Origin of the sequence: Bacillus sp. FJAT-22090 (genome assembly GCF_001278755.1) — a bacterium.
Classification (GTDB): domain Bacteria; phylum Bacillota; class Bacilli; order Bacillales_A; family Planococcaceae; genus Psychrobacillus.
Window position 1 is genome coordinate 2,381,456 of record NZ_CP012601.1, and the last position, 20,792, is coordinate 2,402,247.

General features: G+C 37.1%; 21 protein-coding genes. 1 reads left to right on the top strand and 20 read right to left on the bottom strand.

From position 1 onward, the window contains the following. Positions 1–271 precede the first annotated feature (271 nt). The 14 genes from AM499_RS11990 to AM499_RS12055 form a co-directional block, all read right to left on the bottom strand. Positions 272–991, bottom strand: coding sequence for a 3-ketoacyl-ACP reductase (locus AM499_RS11990; RefSeq protein ID WP_053590439.1), 720 nt, complete (start codon positions 989–991; stop codon positions 272–274). Positions 992–1,149: 158 nt separating this feature from the next. Next, on the bottom strand, positions 1,150–1,758 hold the full coding sequence (locus tag AM499_RS11995; RefSeq protein ID WP_053590440.1) for an NUDIX hydrolase: 609 nt from the start codon (positions 1,756–1,758) through the stop codon (positions 1,150–1,152). 257 nt (positions 1,759–2,015) lie between these two features. Beyond that, entirely contained in the window at positions 2,016–2,885 is an 870-nt protein-coding gene (locus AM499_RS12000) for a Gfo/Idh/MocA family oxidoreductase (RefSeq protein ID WP_053590441.1), read from the bottom strand. Next, a complete protein-coding gene (locus AM499_RS12005) occupies positions 2,882–4,204 on the bottom strand; it encodes a GGDEF domain-containing protein (RefSeq protein ID WP_053590442.1) in 1,323 nt (440 codons plus the stop codon). Before AM499_RS12005 ends, AM499_RS12000 begins: the two co-directional genes overlap by 4 nt. Before the next feature lie 58 nt (positions 4,205–4,262). After that, positions 4,263–5,321, bottom strand: a complete 1,059-nt coding sequence (locus tag AM499_RS12010) for a dihydrodipicolinate synthase family protein (protein WP_053590443.1) — start codon at positions 5,319–5,321, stop codon at positions 4,263–4,265. After that, positions 5,321–6,337 carry an NAD-dependent epimerase/dehydratase family protein gene (locus tag AM499_RS12015; RefSeq protein ID WP_053590444.1) on the bottom strand — a complete coding sequence of 339 codons (1,017 nt, stop codon included), beginning with the start codon at positions 6,335–6,337 and terminating at the stop codon, positions 5,321–5,323. Before AM499_RS12015 ends, AM499_RS12010 begins: the two co-directional genes overlap by 1 nt. 12 nt (positions 6,338–6,349) lie before the next feature. Next, entirely contained in the window at positions 6,350–7,594 is a 1,245-nt protein-coding gene (locus AM499_RS12020) for an Nramp family divalent metal transporter (RefSeq protein WP_231687450.1), read from the bottom strand. A 272-nt stretch (positions 7,595–7,866) separates the two neighbouring features. Next, a complete protein-coding gene (locus tag AM499_RS12025; protein WP_053590445.1) occupies positions 7,867–8,862 on the bottom strand; it encodes an ABC transporter ATP-binding protein in 996 nt (331 codons plus the stop codon). Beyond that, entirely contained in the window at positions 8,859–9,845 is a 987-nt protein-coding gene (locus tag AM499_RS12030) for an ABC transporter ATP-binding protein (RefSeq protein WP_053592184.1), read from the bottom strand. The genes AM499_RS12025 and AM499_RS12030 overlap by 4 nt, the downstream gene beginning before the upstream one ends. Before the next feature lie 54 nt (positions 9,846–9,899). Beyond that, entirely contained in the window at positions 9,900–10,793 is an 894-nt protein-coding gene (locus AM499_RS12035; protein ID WP_053590446.1) for a serine hydrolase, read from the bottom strand. Between the two features lie 20 nt (positions 10,794–10,813). After that, positions 10,814–11,614 (bottom strand): ABC transporter permease, encoded by an 801-nt coding sequence (locus AM499_RS12040; RefSeq protein ID WP_053592185.1) that lies wholly within the window; start codon positions 11,612–11,614, stop codon positions 10,814–10,816. A 131-nt stretch (positions 11,615–11,745) separates the two neighbouring features. Further along, positions 11,746–12,666, bottom strand: a complete 921-nt coding sequence (locus AM499_RS12045; RefSeq protein WP_156316796.1) for an ABC transporter permease — start codon at positions 12,664–12,666, stop codon at positions 11,746–11,748. A gap of 33 nt (positions 12,667–12,699) precedes the next feature. Next, positions 12,700–14,274, bottom strand: coding sequence for an ABC transporter substrate-binding protein (locus tag AM499_RS12050; protein WP_053590447.1), 1,575 nt, complete (start codon positions 14,272–14,274; stop codon positions 12,700–12,702). Between the two features lie 244 nt (positions 14,275–14,518). Further along, a complete protein-coding gene (locus tag AM499_RS12055) occupies positions 14,519–14,758 on the bottom strand; it encodes a hypothetical protein (RefSeq protein ID WP_053590448.1) in 240 nt (79 codons plus the stop codon). A gap of 171 nt (positions 14,759–14,929) precedes the next feature. On the opposite strand from AM499_RS12055, the gene AM499_RS12060 reads away from it, so the two are divergent. Then, positions 14,930–15,604 carry a DUF6574 domain-containing protein gene (locus AM499_RS12060; RefSeq protein WP_053590449.1) on the top strand — a complete coding sequence of 225 codons (675 nt, stop codon included), beginning with the start codon at positions 14,930–14,932 and terminating at the stop codon, positions 15,602–15,604. Positions 15,605–15,841: 237 nt separating this feature from the next. Here AM499_RS12060 and AM499_RS12065 read toward each other — a convergent pair whose 3' ends face one another. From AM499_RS12065 to AM499_RS12090, 6 genes are all read right to left on the bottom strand, one after another. Continuing rightward, positions 15,842–16,285 carry a hypothetical protein gene (locus AM499_RS12065; RefSeq protein WP_053590450.1) on the bottom strand — a complete coding sequence of 148 codons (444 nt, stop codon included), beginning with the start codon at positions 16,283–16,285 and terminating at the stop codon, positions 15,842–15,844. Between the two features lie 96 nt (positions 16,286–16,381). Then, complete coding sequence (locus AM499_RS12070; protein ID WP_053590451.1) at positions 16,382–17,704, bottom strand: ABC transporter permease; 1,323 nt, start codon at positions 17,702–17,704, stop codon at positions 16,382–16,384. Then, a complete protein-coding gene (locus tag AM499_RS12075; protein ID WP_053590452.1) occupies positions 17,701–18,360 on the bottom strand; it encodes an ABC transporter ATP-binding protein in 660 nt (219 codons plus the stop codon). The genes AM499_RS12070 and AM499_RS12075 overlap by 4 nt, the downstream gene beginning before the upstream one ends. A 29-nt stretch (positions 18,361–18,389) precedes the next feature. Beyond that, entirely contained in the window at positions 18,390–19,544 is a 1,155-nt protein-coding gene (locus AM499_RS12080; protein ID WP_053590453.1) for an aminotransferase class I/II-fold pyridoxal phosphate-dependent enzyme, read from the bottom strand. After that, positions 19,545–20,192 carry an acetyltransferase gene (locus AM499_RS12085; protein WP_231687451.1) on the bottom strand — a complete coding sequence of 216 codons (648 nt, stop codon included), beginning with the start codon at positions 20,190–20,192 and terminating at the stop codon, positions 19,545–19,547. After that, positions 20,189–20,785 carry a sugar transferase gene (locus tag AM499_RS12090; RefSeq protein ID WP_053590454.1) on the bottom strand — a complete coding sequence of 199 codons (597 nt, stop codon included), beginning with the start codon at positions 20,783–20,785 and terminating at the stop codon, positions 20,189–20,191. The genes AM499_RS12085 and AM499_RS12090 overlap by 4 nt, the downstream gene beginning before the upstream one ends. Positions 20,786–20,792: the final 7 nt, after the last annotated feature.

A 20,792-nucleotide genomic window follows, 5' to 3' on the forward strand; every position in this document is an offset into this window, starting at 1 on the left:
TAACAACCCTGTAATAATACTTCCTTTATTCCTTTATTCCTTTATTCCTTTAAATAACTACTACAAGACAATCTAAAATGCGAACGAAACGTTTATACATAGAACTCGACTAAGTAACCCCTTATATCAAAAAAACTGAACTTCCAGTTGTTAGATAGTTTCTAACAAACGGAAGTCCAGATCTGTCGAATAAAGATTTTTTCTTATTTACTTATTTACTTATTTACTTAAAATGCTCTCTTGATTGTTTATTATTCTATTCAAATCGAATTTATGGATTCGTTGACCAAAGTCCCGCTTCCTTAATAAAGATACGTTTGTTCAGCTTCAACTGTGCAACGATAAATTCTGCAATATCTTCCGGTTGCATCACTCTATCTGGATTGCCGTCGGTTAATTTATTTTCAAGAGCCAAATCTGTTGCGACAGTACTTGGTGCTAAAGCTGTCACACGAATATTATGCTTACGTACTTCCATCGCCAATGACTCTGTTATCCCAAACACTCCGAATTTTGAAGCGCTGTATGCACTTGTCAAGGGTGCTCCCTTTTGTCCAGCCGAAGAGGAGATATTAATGATATCGCCTGATTTCTGCTCGATCATTCCTGGTAGAACAGCACGTGTCACATAATACACACCCATTAAGTTCACTTGAATGATTTTTTCCCATTCCGAAACTTCCAAGTCCAGGAAATTGCCAAACTTCGCGATTCCTGCGTTATTGATTAATATGTCCACCTGACCCAATTCACTCGTTAATAACTCGATCGCCTGGGTCACTTCATCATTTGATGACACATCTGCTGTTGCAAACGTTGCTTTCACACCGAGTGCTTCTACTTCCTTCGCAACATTCTCTAATGTTGCTTCCGATTGTGCAAGAAGACCCACATTGACTCCTTCAGCAGCTAGTGCAAGAGCAATTGCACGTCCAATTCCTCTACCCGCACCGGTAATTATGGCATTTTTGCCTGATAATGTTTCGCCCATCATGTTTCCTCCCATTGACTTTAAATACTTCCAAACTCAAAGTCAGTATATCTAATAATGGGAATAGATGAAACAAATCCGACTTTAAGCCAATTATCCTTGCATTTGACAGATAATTTTTGCCTGATCCAGTAAAAGTAAAAAGGTGAAGTATATTTTTATTTAATCGTTTCAATAAAATGTTTTAATATCCTAGCCGTTAAACCCCAAATTGTATAATGCTCATAGTCATAGAACCATTCCTCTATTTTTCTCGCTCTCCATTGATACTGATTGCCATTAGCAATCTTATCATAAGGAAAATCAGTTGGTGGCATCGGTTGCACGGGTACATAATGTACGTAAGGCTCATGGTTTAAAAGCCATTTGACTGGTATCGTGAAAGTTTCCTCTACTTCTTGTTTGTTAAGAGAATATTCTTGTTGATCAATAGTTGCTACAAATGGATAGACGATAAACGAGGAGGTTGGAACATAGACACTCAATTGTCCAAGAACATGGATGGATGCTGGATCGACACCTAATTCTTCATGTGTTTCTCGAATGGCTGCGTCTGACGGAGACGCATCTGTTGGATCAATTCGCCCTCCTGGAAAGCTAATATCCCCTGGCTGACTTCTCATCGTCATTGAACGCACTTCAAAAAGAACATGCCATTCGTCATTTATTTGAACAAGCGGAATCAAAACTGCAAACCGCATCGCTGTCTCCTCGCCAATAAATAGAGGTTGATCTTTTAGTTCATTCTTCATTTTATCGAGAAACATGAAATTCCTCCTTACCACTCTTTATTTCATATACTTCCATCGTATCATGAAAAAACTTTAGCCGAAATCAGAAAAGGATTCTACTCATATTTTGTCTTACATAATGCCAGAAAATGGTTGAACGAGACAATCTCTGCCTTGAACACGACAAACTGCACTTTAAGCGCGACAAACCAACCCTCGAACACGACAAACCACCTGCTCAAAGCGACAAAACTAAAAAAAGCCCCTTGAAGAGACCTTTCTTTAGCATGTAGCTAGCTATTTTCTTTTAGTTGATTAATTCTTTCTATTATATGAATAATCTCGGCCGTTTCTTCTAATGGAACTGATGTAACCCCTGTTTCAAAAAATTTAATGACATGCTCAAGTAATCCTGCATAGTATGGTTTTTCTTCTTCCCAGAGTTTCAGTGTATACACGTGTTCTTTTGAATGAAGTACTGCTCCAAATCGATTATGCCAAGAGTTTTCTCCACGGATAATCACGTGATTGCCATTTGAAAAAGTTAAATGTAATTGCTCACAATCTGGCAGAAACTTCAGTTCCATGTCTTCCACTGCTGTTCCAAAGAGGGTGACAACCATTTCTACTAAATGAATTCCATACCAGAAATAGCCAGGCATTTGCGCTTGCAATGGAGTCGGCCCAAAGAAATAACCGCTAAGAATATCTTTATTAGTCGCCACTTTCATAACTGATTCTGAGAATCTTAAAGAAGAGGAGCTCATTACATGTGTATTAAACTCTTTACTTAGCTTAATCACTTCCTCCATCTCCGTACTGCTCATCACAATGGGCTTATCAATAAAAACCGGTTTGCCATAACCTACAACTTTCTTGAACCAATCTAAATGATTTCTACCATCAACCGTTCCAATAATTACTGCATCGACCAGATTCATAAATTCATCAACATCATCAACAGGTACTACCCCATACTTCGTTGTAACTAATTCAAAATACTGCGGGAATCTATCCGCACTTATTGGCAAATCCTTAGAAAAGGTAGGAATAGCATGAGTTATTCTAGCACCCTTGACATGATGAGGGTCACTTGAATCATTCAGTAATCTCGTAAAAATCTCACTATGAGAAGTATCTAACCCGATTAACCCAATATTCATACGGTATTCTCCTCACTTTTTAGAAGAGAGAAAACTTGTCGCGGTCGTCCTCTTCTTGATATTTTTTCCATACCTATTACTTCTATTAATTTGCCGTCCAACCAAGACTGGATAATTCGGTGGGCACTCCTTGGTGTAATTCCTAAAACGGAAGCAAGTTCATGAGCTGTGAACTCGTTTTTCTTTTTTCGTTTTATTAATGCCATTGTTTTCTCCATATTTGCTGCACTCATACCGATAATCTCGGCTTTGTTTATTAATAATTGATCTGTCATTGCTAATGGATATTTCAATGGGGCAATCAAATCGATCGGGCCAAAAACACTTCGGTCTTCCCTCACGATAAAGCAGCAAGATCCTCCACTATCTTGGGCTTGAATAAGCGCTACTCTTGCGTGGGAACCCGCCTCTAAGGCAGAAAACCCAAATCCAATCCCAATGGATAAGTGAACACCCAATTTCTTCTTTACTTCATCTACAATCGGCAAAAACTTATACCCTTCTGTAATTCGCTCAAAAATTCCTCTATTCGTTACAAACAAATATTCATTGCTGCTGAGAGCGGTTAAATATCCACTCATTTGTTCTGCAAAATGAAGGAGCATCCGATAAATATCATGGTTTCGTTTTTGTAGCTGATGCTCTGTCATAAAATCATTGATGGGAGAAGCAGTATTTTCTATAAAGATTCTCCCTATAATAATCTGCATCTCTTTTTGTTTTCGTTGGTTCGTTCCTAGTAGCATTCTTTCGATTGCAACAATAATATCTTCCTCTGAAGGCTTTAACCATTCGTTGAGAACGTTTTTATTTGTCAAGGATTCACTTACTAATTTCAAACTTGTAATTACAACTGTATCCGGATCTTTTGCTATGTTTTCAAGATGATAATTAAGCAAATCATATACATTTTCATTGGAGACCATGTCTTTAAAATTACAATAAGTAAATGTTTCTTCTAGATTATTTTTTACTATTTCTATATATTCATTTTGAATCCCATCAAAGCTTATTTGAGTGAGATTCTTTTTAGCTTTCAATTTATAAAGTGCTTGATAGAGTCCGGAGCCCTTTAAAGGAATATAAAATGCGGGAATATCCATCGGTACTTCTTCTTTAGCAACTAGGTACGGTATTCTGCCCGAATAAAATAAACAATCTACCTTATCTCTAAGTTCTATTGTGAAATCTTTCGCTTCTTCTAGCACATCCGACAATCGATAAATAGGCTGAATGGTAGGAAAGAGATCAAAGCACCTTATGAGCGTTTCGCGAATCCAAAGTGGCCCAATTACCCCAACCGTTATATTTGTTTTCATAGCATCCTGGCCTCCAACGTGAAAAGACACATCTCATCATGTGTCTTTTCCTTTTTCTTTATATTTCACTTTCCCTATTAAGATAAGACTGAACGAATTCATCGTCATTTAACTCGGGATAGGTCGAATAGACACGGTCAATTTCTTCTGACTGACCAGAACTTAATACTTCATGATCCATTAAACACCAATTTCCTTGTAGAAGTCCCTGTCTTCTTAGAACCTCATTGATTCCAGCAATGCTTCCTTTAAAATCATTTTTGGAATCAAAGAATGCAGCGTTCGCATCTGTTACATTTTGAGCAATAGTAAACCATTTCTTATCGACTTGATTGCTTTCACGAGCAAGTTTTTGTTGTTCAAACAATTTTACTGCTTCATGCGTCCATACGGACCAATGCCCCAAAAGTCCACCAACAATTTGTTTAGTTACTATTTTACCTTCTAGTTCAAAAGCATACGACGTAAATAAATCTGCAATAATATTATCGTCATTTCCTGTATAAAGCGCAATTTCATCTCTTCTGGAAGAAGCACACACAGCACGTAATACATCTAAAGTAAGATAACGATTGAATGGAGCAATCTTAATTCCTACTACGTTTGGTATTTCCGCAAACGATTCCCAAAAATCATAACTGAAAACTCGGCCACCTACAGCTGGTTGGAGATAGAATCCAAACACCGGCAACTCATTTGCCACTTCTTTCGTTCTTTCCAAAAGTTCCTTTTCAGAATATTCATTTAATCCGCCGTTACTTAATAATACCATATCGTACCCAAGAGATTTAGCAATTTTTGTTTCTTCTAACGCTTGCTCAGTGCCTCCGCAAACACCTGCAATTTTTAAGAAGGGGCGTTGTAATTGAGCTTTCTCTACTTCTTCCATCGCAACTCTAAGAACCGTTTCATACAAATTAAAAGCAGGATCTCGAATTTCAAATTGAGTCGTATGAACACCGACAGCAATTCCACCTACACCAGCTTCCATATAGTATCTTGTCAATCTTCTCTGCGCCTTCTCATCCAGCTTCTTATCTCTAGTCAAAGCTAGAGGATGAGCTGGAATAAATGCTCCATCATGCAAATGCTTAATTAACTCAGGTGTTAATGCCATTAAAACTCCCCCTTCCTCTCTTGGAAGTGAGTTGGTTTATTAATCGTCTCTCCATCATTCGCAACCCAATCAGCTGTCCATTCAATCATTTTTCTTATGGAAACTCGCGGATAACCAAATAATTTATGCGCTTTGCTTGCGTTATTTAACAGTGCATTATCTTGTTCTGCTCCAACAAAGACTGGCTTTTTACCAAACAGACGACCAAATTCGTTAGCGAGCCATCTAACGGAAAGTGTCTCTGGACCAGTTACATTAAGAATAGTTGGAGGCGTACTTGCCAACAATAACGAGCGAATCGCATATTCATTGGCATCCCCTTGCCAAATAACATTTACATGTCCCATCGATATATCAAGCGGCTTTTCGTTATAAACGGATCTAGCGATTTCAAGTATTACTCCATACCGCATATCAATTGCATAATTTAATCTAAAAATAGTGAGAGGTGTTTGATCCTTTTGGGAAAAATAAGTGAAAACTCTTTCCCTACCTAAAGAGGATTGGCCATATTCCCCAATTGGGGCAACCGGATGAAGTTCATCACACCCTCCAAAATATACAGGCACTAATGGATATACGTTCCCTGTTGAAAACGCAACAATATTGGAACCTTTAAAATGTTCTGCTACTCTACCAGGTAAATAAGCATTCATTGCCCATGTATAATGCTCATTACCAGTAGTCCCGAATTTATTACCTGCCATATAAATCACATTTTTCTCTACAGGTAGTCGCTTTAACTCTTCTTCGTTCAGTAAATCCGCGGCAATAGTCTCGATTCCCGCTCTTTCTAAATCCTCTTTCAATGTCCCAGATGAAAAACGGGAAACACCGATTACTTTTTTATCAATACCAGCCTCGTCGATCGCTCTTTTTGCCATCACAGCAAGCGTTGGCCCCATCTTCCCTCCAATTCCTAGAATTAGGATATTACCTTCTATTTTGACTATATCCTCAATCAATGCAGCAGATGGTTCTGTCATTAAGTTTTCTAATTCTTCAACTGTTTTCAACCTATATCCCCCTTATGAAAAAAAGATGTTTTTTACATTGTTAAACGCTAAATAGAATAAAACGAGCAGTCCAATAATCCCTAAAACATTACTTAGCATCTTATTTTTAAGCTCGCCCATCACTTTTTCATCGTTTGCAACAACTAAAATGGAAATAGCGATGAAAGGTACAACAAAAATCGTCACTGCTTGTGCAAAGATAATTAAATTCAATGGTGCTGATCCAAAAACAATCCCAATCACAGAACCAAAGAGCATAACGAGAATTATTAAAAATTTCACTTTCATATTCGATAAGTTATTCCCTACTCCAAAACCGTCCGCCAATAAAGATCCACCGATTGTTGCATTTCCCATTAGAGATGAAAAAGATGCACCAAACAAACCAAGCATGAAAACAAATGTACTCCAACTTCCGAAAAGCGGTTCTAACGCCAACCCCATTTCAGTAGCATCATTTACGATAAGCCCCTGTGGCTTTAAAATTGTTGCAGCAGTAATCATAATAAGAAATGAAATAAAACCTAGAAGAAAAATTCCTAAGAAGGATTCTTTTCTGCCACTTCCTGCATCGGAAATCGTCCAGCCTTTTTCTTTTACTAAATAAGATTGATACAAGGCACCTACAATTGAAAAACTTGTTGCAAATAGCGCAATGATTAACCCTGTACTTCCCTTAGGAATGGTTGGGATGAACCCTTTAAAAATATCTACTAATGAAGGCTGAACCAAAATTACGGTAATAAGAAAAGCAAGAAGCATAATGACTACTAAAACAAGCATTAGTTTTTCTAGAATTTGATAAAATTGTTTTGCAAACAACAAAGCAATGGATAATAGCGTAAAAATGACAATCCAAACTGTTGGATTCAAATTAGTAACTGTAGATACGGCTATACCTGTACCAATCGCATTTCCTGCTTGAAAAGATGCAGTTACGAGAAAAGCTCCTATACCTATTAATAATCCTGCTGCAAAACCCCATTTTTCCTTAATAACTTCTATGAAACTTGATTTTGCTGCTATCCCAATCCTCGTACTCATTTCTGTGTAGACCATCATCAAAATCACAGCTAATACAAGCGTCCATACTAATTGAGACCCATATATTGCCCCTATTTTGGACGACAACGTAACACTACCGGGACCTAGCACCAACGCCGAAGTTATTAGAGCAGGACCTAGATAATTAAAAATATTTTTCTTTGTGCCAACCTTCCTACTTGTTACAGCTCCCAATTTTGCCCCTTCATTCACATTAATCCCCCCATCTAATTAATTATTCTGAATACTTCTATAATTATATTAACTTACCAAAACAATTAATGACATGACTTAAATACGTCTTTAATTCTGCATTGTAAAATTCCATAATATGGCTTAATGAGACAACTGACGGCGTGAACGCGACAACTTATACTCCGTGGACGACAAACAAACACTCGAACACTACCAAGCACTCGTCCAAAGCGACAAACTAAAAAAACCCCTTCATCATTTCTCGATAAAGAGGTTTCCTAAAATTGTATTCATTTAAATTCCTTACTATATTCCTCATCAAACATATGACAACTAACAAATCTTCCTTCACTAACCGTTATTTCACGAGGTACAACATTCTCACACACAGCTTTTCGAAAATTGCATCGAGTATGAAAAGCGCATCCATTTGGTGGATTCGAAGGACTTGGGACGTCTCCAGATAAAATAATTCGTTCCTTTTTTACATCAGGATCAAGTGATGGAACTGCTGACATTAGAGCCTGTGTATAGGGGTGTAGGGGATGTTGAAATAGTTGTTTTTTATCAGACAGCTCCACGATTTTCCCTAAATACATCACACCAATTCGGTCACTCACGTGTTTAACAACACTTAAATCATGTGCGATAAAAATATAAGTAAGTCCAAACGTTTCTTTTAAATCTTGAAATAAATTCAAAATTTGTGCTTGAACAGATACATCTAAAGCGGAAACAGGTTCATCCGCGATGATTAATGCTGGATTAACCGCTATTGCCCTGGCAATCCCAATTCGTTGCCTTTGTCCGCCACTAAACTCATGTGGATAACGGCCAATGTGGATTGGACTCAAACCAACCTTTTTTAGTAGTTCTTTAACCTTTTCTTTTCTTTCGTTAGCACTCTGACCGATTTGGTGTGTAGAGAGAGCTTCTTCTAGAATTGCTCCTACAGTCATTTTAGGATTGAGAGAGGCAAAGGGATCTTGGAATACTATTTGCATATCGCTTCTCACTTTTCTTAAATCAGTTTGATTTAATGTTGTCACTTCATTTCCCTGAAACTGGACCGAGCCTTCTGTTGGTTCAATTAAGCGAAGGATACTTCTTCCCATTGTTGATTTTCCGCATCCACTTTCCCCAACTATACCAAGCGTTTCCCCTTTGCTCACAGAAAAACTAATACCGTCCACGGCTTTAATAACCTGAGTTCCCTTGTTAAAAAGGTTTTTCTTCATAGGAAAGTGAGTTTTCAAGTTCTTTACAGTTAGTAAGGTCTGGTTCAAACAGTCACCCCCTGCTCCTCATACAACCAGCATCTAACAAATTGAGATTCTGTCTTGAATAATGGTGGGTTTTCCTCACGACATTTAGCATGTGCATACTGGCAGCGAGATAGAAAAGGACATCCCGATTTAATTACACCTAGGTTTGGGACATTCCCTTCAATTGGAGTTAGTCTATCCTCGTTTTCACTATCGATATTCGGAACGGATTTTAACAGACCAATTGTATATGGATGCTTTGGTTGCTTAAAAATAGTACGTACGTCTGCTTGTTCCACAATCTGCCCATAATACATGACAATTACTCGATCTGCCATTTCCGATATTACGCCTAAATCATGGGTTATCAATAAGATGGCAGTATTATATTCTTTCTGCAATGTATTCATCAAATCTAATATTTGAGCTTGAATCGTTACATCAAGCGCAGTAGTCGGTTCGTCTGCAATTAGTAATTTGGGATTACAAGCTATAGCCATGGCAATCATAATTCTCTGCCTCATCCCCCCTGATAATTGATGGGGATACTCATCCACTATGCTTTCTGCACGAGGTATACCAACCTTCTTTAGGATATCTATTGTTTTTTCCTTACTATTTGTTTTATTTGCTAGTCCATGTAAATAGAGGACTTCGCTAATCTGCTTTCCAATTTTATGCACTGGATTTAATGAAGTCATAGGCTCTTGGAAGATCATAGATATCTTATTTCCACGTATGGAACGCATCTTTTTTTCTGAAAATAAGTTCAGGTCTTCCCCTTCAAATATTATTTCACCTTCTATAAAACTAGCGCTTTTCTCTATTAGCCTCATCAAGGAAAGAGCAGTAACACTTTTTCCACAACCAGACTCCCCAACTAACCCTACTGTCTCTCCGTCATTAATATGAAAGGATAGATTCTTTACCGCTGAGATTTGACCTGCTTCCTCATCCTTAAAAGAAATATGAACATTTTCAACTTTTAATAATTCTGTTTCCATTGGTTTGATTGTCAATGATCTACCTCCTAGCGACTAGTTCGGAACCTGTGCCTTTTATGGACGATTCATAAAATGTTGATAGGCTAATTCAGCAATACGAGCGATTGGTTCATCCCCTTTATACTCCAAGGAACTACCAACAGAATACACCGTAATGACAAATTCTCCTTTATCCTCGGGTAAATAAACGATACCAGCATCATTGAACATTGTTCCAAGACTGCCCGTTTTATTTGCTACTTTTTTATTTCGAGGCAATAACCCTCCAATACGTTGCTGAAAGTGCTGTTTAAACAAGATTTCGCGGATATCACTAGAGCACTCTGCTGACACGAATTCACCTAAAGCAATTTTTTCGAGTAACAGACTCATATCCTTAGCAGAACTTACATTATTCTCGGTGCTATCTTGAAAAACAATACTTTCCCAATCATATTCACCTTCGATGAGACGTCGTATTATTTCATCAAATAGTTCAAAACTATATGGCTGAGAAGGTATACCTACACTTAAACTGAGTAGCTCCCAAATAGTATGCTTAGTGTAAATATTACTTAATCCCAGTTGATGCATTCTGTCTTGAACACGATCAGCTCCACCTACGATGCTCAGCACCTTATCGGTAGCTAAATTATCACTCACAATAATCATCATTGTAGCTAAATCTTTTATTGTTGGTTGCACTCCATAATCCATTGCTTGGAACACACCCGAGCCCGGAACATAGTCTTCTTCTACTAACTTTATTCGTTCCTGCAAATCTATCTCGCCTTTATACACTTTTTCATATAAAGTAGCTAAGATAGGAACCTTACAAACACTGGCCATTTGGAATAATTGATTCTCTTGGATATTTACTTCCTCATTCGTTCCTAAATGTTTAATATATATGCCAAATGTAGCATCGATGTTTTCGATATAAGATTCTATTTTTTGTTGTAAACTCATACAATTTGTCCCCCCATAATTTAGTTCGACTTAGGATCTAAGGCATCCCTTAGTCCATCCCCCAATAAATTAAAGCCTAACACAACTAACATAATCGCAAGTCCTGGAAATAGTGTCATCCACCAAGCTTGACTTAAGAATGACTTTCCAACAAATACAAGTGCACCCCACTCTGGATTTGGAGGTTGCGCACCTAGGCCGAGAAAACTAAGAGAAGCAGCAGATAATATCGAGCTACCAAATTCTAACGTTGCTAATATAATAATAGGTGAAGTGACGTTCGGTAAAATATGTTTTCCTATTATCTTCCAATTTTTCACACCCAACGCTCTCGCTGCTTCTACATACTCGGTTTCACGTATAGACAGAACAGAGCCTCTTACTACACGAACAAATGATGGAACAGTGGAAATGGCTACAGCTATCATTGCATTCGTTAATCCAACTCCTAGAACAGCCACTATTGCAATTGCCATAAGTAACGAAGGAAACGTCATGAGGATATCTATAAACTGCATAATATATATATCAAGTTTACGGTAATATCCTGCAATTACTCCCAAGATTACCCCAATTGTACCTGAGATAGTAACCGCGAATAGTCCCATTAGTAAGGAAACTCGGCCTCCATGAAGCATTCGAGTCCAAATGTCTCTTCCAAACTCATCCGTACCTAACCAATGCTCTAGGCTTGGCCCTTGCAAACTATCCTCAAAACTCATTTCGTTCACTGGATATGGGGCAATAATTGGTGCTAAAGCCGAAGTTATGATGAAAAAAAGTAATATGACTGAACCAATTATTGCTCCTTTGTTTTTCATGATTTTATTTAAAAAATTGAAAGATGATTTTGATTTAATATCTATTGGATCAGGATCAACAAATGAAAGATTATTGTTTTCTATCGACTTCAGCTTGCTCTCTCCTCTCAAACGACCGCAATTGGTTTTGGTTATTCGTATTGAATACGAGGATCTAGTTTTGTATATAAGAGATCTACTACAAAGTTCACAATTATTATCATCGCAGCCATAAACAGTAGCAAGCCTTGAACCGTTGGGATATCTCTAGTAGAAATTGCAGATACGATTAAACTACCAAGCCCAGGAAGTGCAAACACTGTCTCAGTAACTACTGCACCTGCCATTAAGTAGCCAAATTGCATTCCGATTAAGGTTACAACAGGTATAATAGCATTTTGTAAACTATGCCTAAAAACCAAACGATATAAGCCCGCTCCTTTTGCTTTTGCAGTTCGGATATAATCCTGTTTTATGACGTCTAGCATACTTGATCTAGTCATTCTTGCTATACTACCTGCAGTACCTAACCCTAATGTAAGGGAAGGAAGAACGAGTGAATAAAATCCGCTATATCCTGAGATTGGGAAAATACTCAATTGATACGAAAATAGAAGGATTAAGAAAAGAGCAATCCAAAATCCAGGAGCGGAAATTCCAACTAAAGCAAGTAACATTGCAAGCTGATCGTAAATCGTATTTTTTTTAACTGCCGCTAGGACACCAATTGCAATTCCTGTTACGGATCCAAAAATCATGCTATATAATGCTAATTGTGCTGTAATAGGAATTCGATTTAAAATCTCTTCCACTACTGTATAACCTGTAATATAAGAAGTACCAAGGTCTCCTTGAACGGCGTTCAACATATAGGAAAAATATTGGGCTGGAATAGAACGGTCTAATCCTAATCTCACTTCTAATTCCTTTATCGATTCTTCCGTCGCATAGTCTCCTAATATATGATTAATAGGATTTCCAGGTATTAAATGAATAATTAAAAATACTAGAACTGATACCCCGATTATAGTGATGATCATTGTAAACATTCTTTTGAATAAATAGGATGACAAGTAAACGCCTCCTCTGCTTGTGGATTAGACTCCTTATTCCTTTACTTTCACACTAGTCCACTCTATTGAACCGTCTATTGGATGTATTTCAAAACTTTCAAAATTACGAATGGCAGTAATATTTTCCTTCACATATAGTGGTACGAATGGAGACTCTTCCACTAACATTTCTTGTGCTTCTTCATATAGCTTTAAGCGAGCTTCTTGATCCATCTCAATCGCTCCTTTTTCCAAAATGCTATATATTTTTTCATTTTCATAGTGTAATCTTTTGGATTTATCTTTACCGAAAAGTAAGAAATTCAATACATCTGCATCCGGCCAACCGAAGCTCCAAAGTAACATTTCATGTACTCCCTTAGGTGTTTGTTCGATGATAGTAGCAGATTCTTTTACTGAGATCGTTATTTTAATTCCTATTTCCATCAACTGATTTTGTATGACTTGTGCAGCCCTTTGATTGGCTGGATCATCATCGACCCATAGGTCTACTGAAAATTCCTCGCCGTCTTTCATCACAACTCCATCTTTATTTTTTTCATTCCATCCCGCTTCAGATAAAAGCTTTTTCGCAGCGTCCGTATCCCTCGTATATTTGTCGATAGCCATTGTTTCTATTTTTCCACTGTATCCAAATGCTGCTTTTGGTAATGGACCAAATACTGCTTTTGCCTCACCGTCTAATGTATTTTCAATAATGGAATCTCGATCAATTGCAAGTGCAATTGCTTGTCTAACTTTAACGTCTTGGAAAATAGGTAGCTTATTATTCCATCCCAAGTAGCTTAATACGTCGCCTGGAACTCTTTTAATCGTTACTTCCGAATCTTTTTCGAGATCTTCAATATATTGATAAGGAACGTTTAACAATACATCCACATTCCCTTTTTTAAATTCTAAAATTCTAGTCTCTTCATCCGGAATAAATCTGAACTTCACCCGATCAAACCCTGGTCCTTTATCTACCCACTCAAAATCCTTATAAGGCTCATAAACAATTGAATCGCCTCTTTTAATTTCTACAAGTTTCAACGGACCCGAACCACTTGGATTTTTCTCAAAACCTTCTCCGTCCGCTCCTAATACGGTTACATCTAAAGGTGCTAAGAATGGAGTCGTAGCATTAATAAAAAATGGTGCAAATTGATTCTTCCATTTAATTTTAAAAGAGTGTTCACTTAATACCTCTATGTTTTCTATTTCACCTGCATTGGTGCTAAAAGGAGACGATGCTACTAATCTTTCAAATGATAGCTTAACCGCTTCTGCATTCACCGGTTTCCCCGAATGGAATACTGCATTTTCTTTCAGATTGAAAATAACTTCCTTCCCATCACCAATCACTTCGTAATCAGTGATTAGATTAGGAACAATGTTTCCGTCGTTATCAAGTTTTAATAAAGTATCATATAAAGGTATATTCGCTTCGCCTGTAGATGAAGTTCTATGAATATCAACAGAGTCTGGCTCAGATACTAAACCAACAACGACTTCTCGGTTACTTCCCTCTTTCGAATTGCTCTCCGATTTCTTCCACCAATTACACCCCGATAAGACAATCGTGACAATAAGCAACATCGTAAAAATTACAATTGACCTTCTCTTCATGAATTCATGACCCCCGTATTTTTAATTTATATAACAAGAATGTCCTTTCCTTTATCCAGTTCTATCAACCCCCTCTGTTGAAATTTAATAACATTTATATAATTGGAAAATAAAATCCTAGCTTGTACATTTTGAATTACAAATAATATATTCGTAATTTTCAAAATTTATGTACAGATACCTATCTAATTCCAATAAAAAGACTCTTAATCGATTTATCGATTAAGAGTCTTTCACACTTCGATTATTCCACAGAGATTACTTCCAGTGGTTCAGGTGGTTCCACTGGGTTCGTTTCGCCTGGATTAGGGTCTATTGGCGTTACAATTATTTCTGGTTTGCCTCCATTTAATAATCTTAACTTTACCTTGGATGGAGTTTCATACTTAATGGAAGCATTCTTTTGAACAAATGCTCCAGCACCTACCCCATAAAAATCTGTATCTGTTCTACTTGTCATATACAACTGAGCATTATCTGACAAGTACTACTTGATTAGATGAAGAATGTTGTGAATATAAGATTTATAGTTTTCATATAATCTGTTAAAAGAGCTCACAAAGGGGGAAATTCGATTAAATGTTCTAATTGTGATCATGAACAAGTTTTTGGGAAGTTTTGCAGTATATGTGGAACTAAATTTGAGGAACCCATTTTGGATACCGAAAGTGTTGTATCGAGAACACGATCAGCGAAACAACCAAACGTCCATGTAGAAAATATTAAACGAAAAACAAAAATATATAGCTCATATTTTATGAAACAATTAAAAAAGCCCTCTCATGCAAACAACCATGGAGAAACTGAGTTTACAAGCAGTCTTGTTAGCATGATCTTATTTGTGGCACTTGTTACAATTTCACTATATTTATTTACAAATAATTTATTTTGGAGCAATTCACCAAGTTTTTTACCCTTTTTTATGGAAGTATTTTTACTTACATTCTTTATGATTGGCGTAGTTATTCTTTCTTTATTTCTCATTAGTAACTTTTTTGGTCCACAGCATTCATTTAAAGCAATAATTAGTTTTTATGGGGGTCAATTATCTCCACTCATCATTTTATCTATCGTTTCTATATTTTTAATGCTCGTAGAATCATTTACATATGGGAATGCGATTTTAACTATATCCCTAATTTTCGGACTTTTTATACTGCCACTTTATATAATTAGTTTTTTGCTTACAAACAATCAATCTGGCGCTGACCCTCTCTACGGATTTATTTTATATATAATCACTTTTACTATTTTATTTATGCTTTTCGTCATCATTGTTGGTGATTCCAAAATAGGTGGATATTTTGATAATATGAACTATTTATTTTAATGATTCCGTTTCCTATCGCAAAACCTAAATTGCACAACTAGTTGCAACGCCATTAGTTAGAAGTAGCCAAATTTACAACTTTGGCTACTTCTTTTAGCGTTTATCGTAATACTTAATTATAATGAAGAAAAATTAGACTACCTGAAACACTTAAAATATAGTGTAATGGCAGCCTAATAAAGGTGTTTTATATGTCTCATATCGCTATGTCAGACTATTAAGTGTCTTTTTTATTGATTATTCTACAGAGATTACTTCTACTGGTTCAGGTGGTTCCACAGGGTTCGTTTCGCCTGGATTAGGAACTATTGGCGTTACAATTATTCCTGGTTTGCTTCCATTTAATAATCTTAACTTTACTTTGGAAGGTGTTTCATATTTTATGGAAGAACTCTTTTGAACAAATGCTCCAGCACCTACCCCGTATAATCCTCCATGAACACTTTTATAGCTGTAAACCCGATATTCTTCTCCTTTTTTCAAGTCACGGATTTTTGTTAAAGAGCCATCACTATTTAATTTCCACAGACTTGTGTTCGAAAGAATTGTGACTTTACCAAGTTGACCAATCTTTAGCTCTGTTTTACCCCACATCACTTTGGTAGCAGCACTTGCTTGATTAATACTTACAAATATCATGAGAATTAAAAGAATAAATGTTATAGCAAATCTTTTTATCAATTTATACTCCTCCTTTTATAATTTTGAAAAGTAAAAAAAATGCTTTATTCAAACTTTACACTATAATGGATATTTGTACTATATTAAATCCAATTTTCATTCGAATCTCAGCGCTTTGCTCGGATTCATCCTTGCTGCTTTCATTGCTGGATATATCCCAAATAAGCTACCAATCCCAAACGAAGTGTACAGAGCCAGCTTCACCGCCCACATTGGCAAAACGAGTGCAAATATTTCTATGTTATTGTTCCAAACTTCTATTATTGCATAACCTAGCCCAATGCCGATCGCACCACCAATAAAGCAAAGCAGCAAAGTTTCAAAGAAAAATTGGCACATTATCTCAAAAGTAGTTGCCCCAAGTGCTTTTCGTACACCAATTTCTCGTGTCCTTTCTCTAACTGACATTACCATTACATTCATGATCCCAGTCCCGCTAATTAATAGAGCAGTTAACGTTATTCCAAATAACATCATTTGCAAAATAGATGTGACCTTTCCAAGTGCACCTAGCAATTGATCCTGCTTAACTACACTGAAATCGATTTCGGAATGGTTGGCTTTTATGGCACCATACACCTCACCGTCAACTCTATCTACTAATTCTATGCTTGAAGCTTCCACAATCATTTTCGTTAAATTTTTCATTTTAGTCGTAGCAAGTGCTGTTTCAATCGGTAGCACAATATTATTGTCTGTACTTGACCCAAGAGTTGCATTTGGCGCAAGCACACCTATTACCTCAAAAGATTCATTATTAATGATAACTGTCTTACCAAGTAATGTGCCCTCTTCGGCAAAGGCAACCCCTCCTAGTAATTTATCTAGTACTTGCTTCCAGAATGGTGTTGGTTGAACTTTACCATCCTGGGTTTTCCCATTTTCAGAAGGTACCTCTTGTTTACCAAGAAGAGCATCATGAATATTGTTTCCTAATACAATCACTTTTGCTTCAGCTGCTTGTTCTTCTCTCGTAAAAAAACGGCCTTCTAATAGCTGCGCATGTTGAATGCGGCTATACTGATCTGTTGTTCCTACTAACATGGACTGCACCTTTTTGCTCCCAAATTTGGCAACTGTTACAGTCTCCAAATGTGGTGTCACTGATTTTACATTAGGCACTTCAGCAGCTGCTTTTGCATCTTCATACGTAAGTGTACTTGGTACACTCGTCAAACCACTTAGTAAGTCTTTTTGTCCGTTTGCTGTATCAAGTACTCGTCCAGGCAACACTAAAATCTGTTCCGCCCCAAGACTCCCCATTTGCTTCATGAGAGTATCCTTAACACCAATGGCGATCGCAGATAGGACGATAACTGCAAACATGCCTATCACCACGCCAATCATTGCGGATAACATACGATATCGATTCGACCATAAAGCAAAACAAGCAAGTTTAAAAGCAACCACTAGCTTCATACAAGCACCCCATTCTGCAATTGCAAAATGCGGTCTGCTCGCTCCGCTACTTCTATATCATGCGTAATTACGATAATCGTTGCCCCTTTTTTATGTACTCGGTCAAACAAGTTTAATATGCTTTCGGACGTTTCTTCATCTAGACTTCCGGTCGGTTCATCTGCCAATATCAAGCTCGGCTCATTCACTAGCGCCCTCGCAATGGCGACACGCTGTTTTTCGCCTCCAGACAATCGATTTAGTTTTTGATTCTTCTTATCTAATATTCCCATCTCATCCAATAGTGCCAATACTCGTGACTTTTTGCTTCTTAAACGCTTTCGCCCATACGTTAAAGGAAGTAACACATTCTGAAAAACAGAGAGGTTAGGAATTAATTGAAAATGTTGAAACACAAAGCCAATTTCCTCATTTCGGAATCGTGCTCTTCGACCCCTACTCATCTTATGTACTGGTTTCCCTGCCAACTGATATTCACCTGAATCCAATACATCAAGTGTACCAAGTAAATTTAATAGCGTACTTTTTCCAGACCCAGACCTCCCCATAATGGCTACGTATTCGCCTTGAACTACATGTAAATTTACACCTCGTATAATTTCTATTTTTCCATTACCAGAACGATAGTGCTTGCGAACATCACGAAGTTCAATCATTACACAACCTCCTGTTCTAAGAATACAGTCTAGTGAAATTCGGAAGCGGATAAAGCTTTTATTAACACATCTATTACCCTAGTTTGTTGTTCTACTGCCATTTTCGTATCAGAAGGTAAGCAAATTCCCTGTTTAAATAACACCTCACTTACAGCTTCTGCCTCACTATGAGAAAAGAACTTACATCCTTTAAATACAGGCTGTAAATGGAGTGGTTTCCACACAGGTCGTGCTTCTACATTTTCTTCATTTAAAACATCAATTAACTCATATGGAGTCATCAATATCTTAGTAGGATCTAATAAAATCACACTTAACCATCTGTTTGAAAAAGTGTCTTCTAACTCTGGCATAAATAAAACTCCATTAATTGAACTAAGGGCATTTACATATCGTTTAAATATTTCTCGTTTTTGTGCTACACGCTTATCCAATACTTCTAGTTGTCCTCGTCCAATCCCGGCAAGCACATTGCTTAATCTATAATTATATCCTACAACGCTATGTTGATAATGCTTCGCCTTATCTCTTGCCTGTGTCGATAAATAACGCGCTCTCTCTAATGCCCCTATATCATTTGATACCAGCATACCCCCTCCCGAAGTAGTTATAATCTTGTTGCCATTGAATGAAAAAGTACCATACTTACCGAATGTGCCACTTTTCTTTCCTTTATAAGTAGAACCAAGTGATTCAGCAGCGTCCTCTAGCACTGGTACATCATAATGATCACAAATTTCCAATAGCTCTTCCATTTTTGCACTTTGGCCATATAAATTAACGACTATAACTGCTTTAGGTAGCTTCCCAGTAGATTCTGAATCAACAAATGCTCTTTGCAAAGCTTGAGGAGACATATTCCAAGTGTCCCATTCCGAATCAATAAAGACTGGAGTAGCTCCGCGATAAACAATTGGATTCGCACTTGCAATAAATGTCAAACTCGAGCAAAATACAGTATCTCCAGCACCAACGCCTAACAAATTTAATGCCAAATCAATAGCAGCTGTACCCGAACTAACCGCTGCTGCCCCTCCAATACCTATATAATTCGCTAATTCTTTTTCAAAACCATCCACATTTGGTCCAAGAGGTGCAATCCAATTAGTTTCAAATGCGTCATTTATGTACTTTTGTTCATTTCCGCTCATATGTGGAGAGGATAATAAAATACGTTCTCTCATTTACTCACCCTCTCTCTTAATAATTTTAGAAGGAACCCCTACAGCAGTAACATTAGATTCAATATTTGAAACAACAGATCCACCAGCTCCAATTGTTGTCCAAGAGCCTATTTCGATTCCTGGTATAATTGTAGCTCCTGCACCTACATGACTGCCTTCGCCTACTTTTACGCTTCCAGTTAATATAGCTCCAGGTGAAATATGTGCAAAATCTTCGATCATACAGTCATGTTCAACTACACAATTAGAATTAATAATGGCATGTTTTCCGATGGATGCATCATCGTTAACAACTGCACCTGGCATTAATACGGTCCCATTCCCAATCTTTGCAGATTTGCAAACAATCGCGCGCTTATGAACTACCGTTGCATATTTATCTTGAGAAATAGCTAGCCTTTCCATCATTCTTTTTCTATTACGATTAGAACCAATAGATATCACGACTTTTACTTCCTCCGTTAATAGCTCTTCAATTAAATCTATTGGTCCTTTAATAATCTCATTATCAAATTGTTTATCTTCATATCGATCATCAAGCTTAGCTATGATTTTTCCACCTTGAGAATGTATGCAGTCTTCAATTACCTTTGCATGTCCGCTATCACCAATTAAGATAATATTTTCCAATGTAATACCTTCCCTCAATTTATTTTGCTCCTAGTAAATTTCTTCATAGTCGCTTGGCCTTTCTGACTAATACCTTCGCTAATGAAGACTTTCTTCACAGTCATCAACAGGATTTTCATATCTAACGAAAATGTCCGATTTTCCACATACCAAACATCAAGCTCAAATTTTTCTTCCCAAGATATTGCATTTCGTCCATTAATCTGTGCCCATCCAGTAATACCAGGGAGTACTTTATGCCGTTTTGCCTGTCGTTCATTATATAATGGTAGATATTCCTTTAACAGCGGACGGGGTCCTACAAAACTCATATCCCCTATCAATACATTCCAGAGTTGAGGTAACTCATCCAAACTAAATCTTCTAAGTATCTTACCAAACGAAGTTAACCGTTTATCATCTGTTAGTAACTCCCCGTTTTTATCACATTCATTAGTCATAGTGCGGAACTTGAACACATAGAATGACTTTCCATTCAATCCGGGTCTCTCTTGCTTAAATAAAATCGGAGTTCCTATCTTCTGAGATATTAATATAGCTATTATCCCAATCACAGGCGATAAAATTACTAAAGCTATTAAGCTAGTAAAAAAATCGAATAATCTCTTCAATATAGAT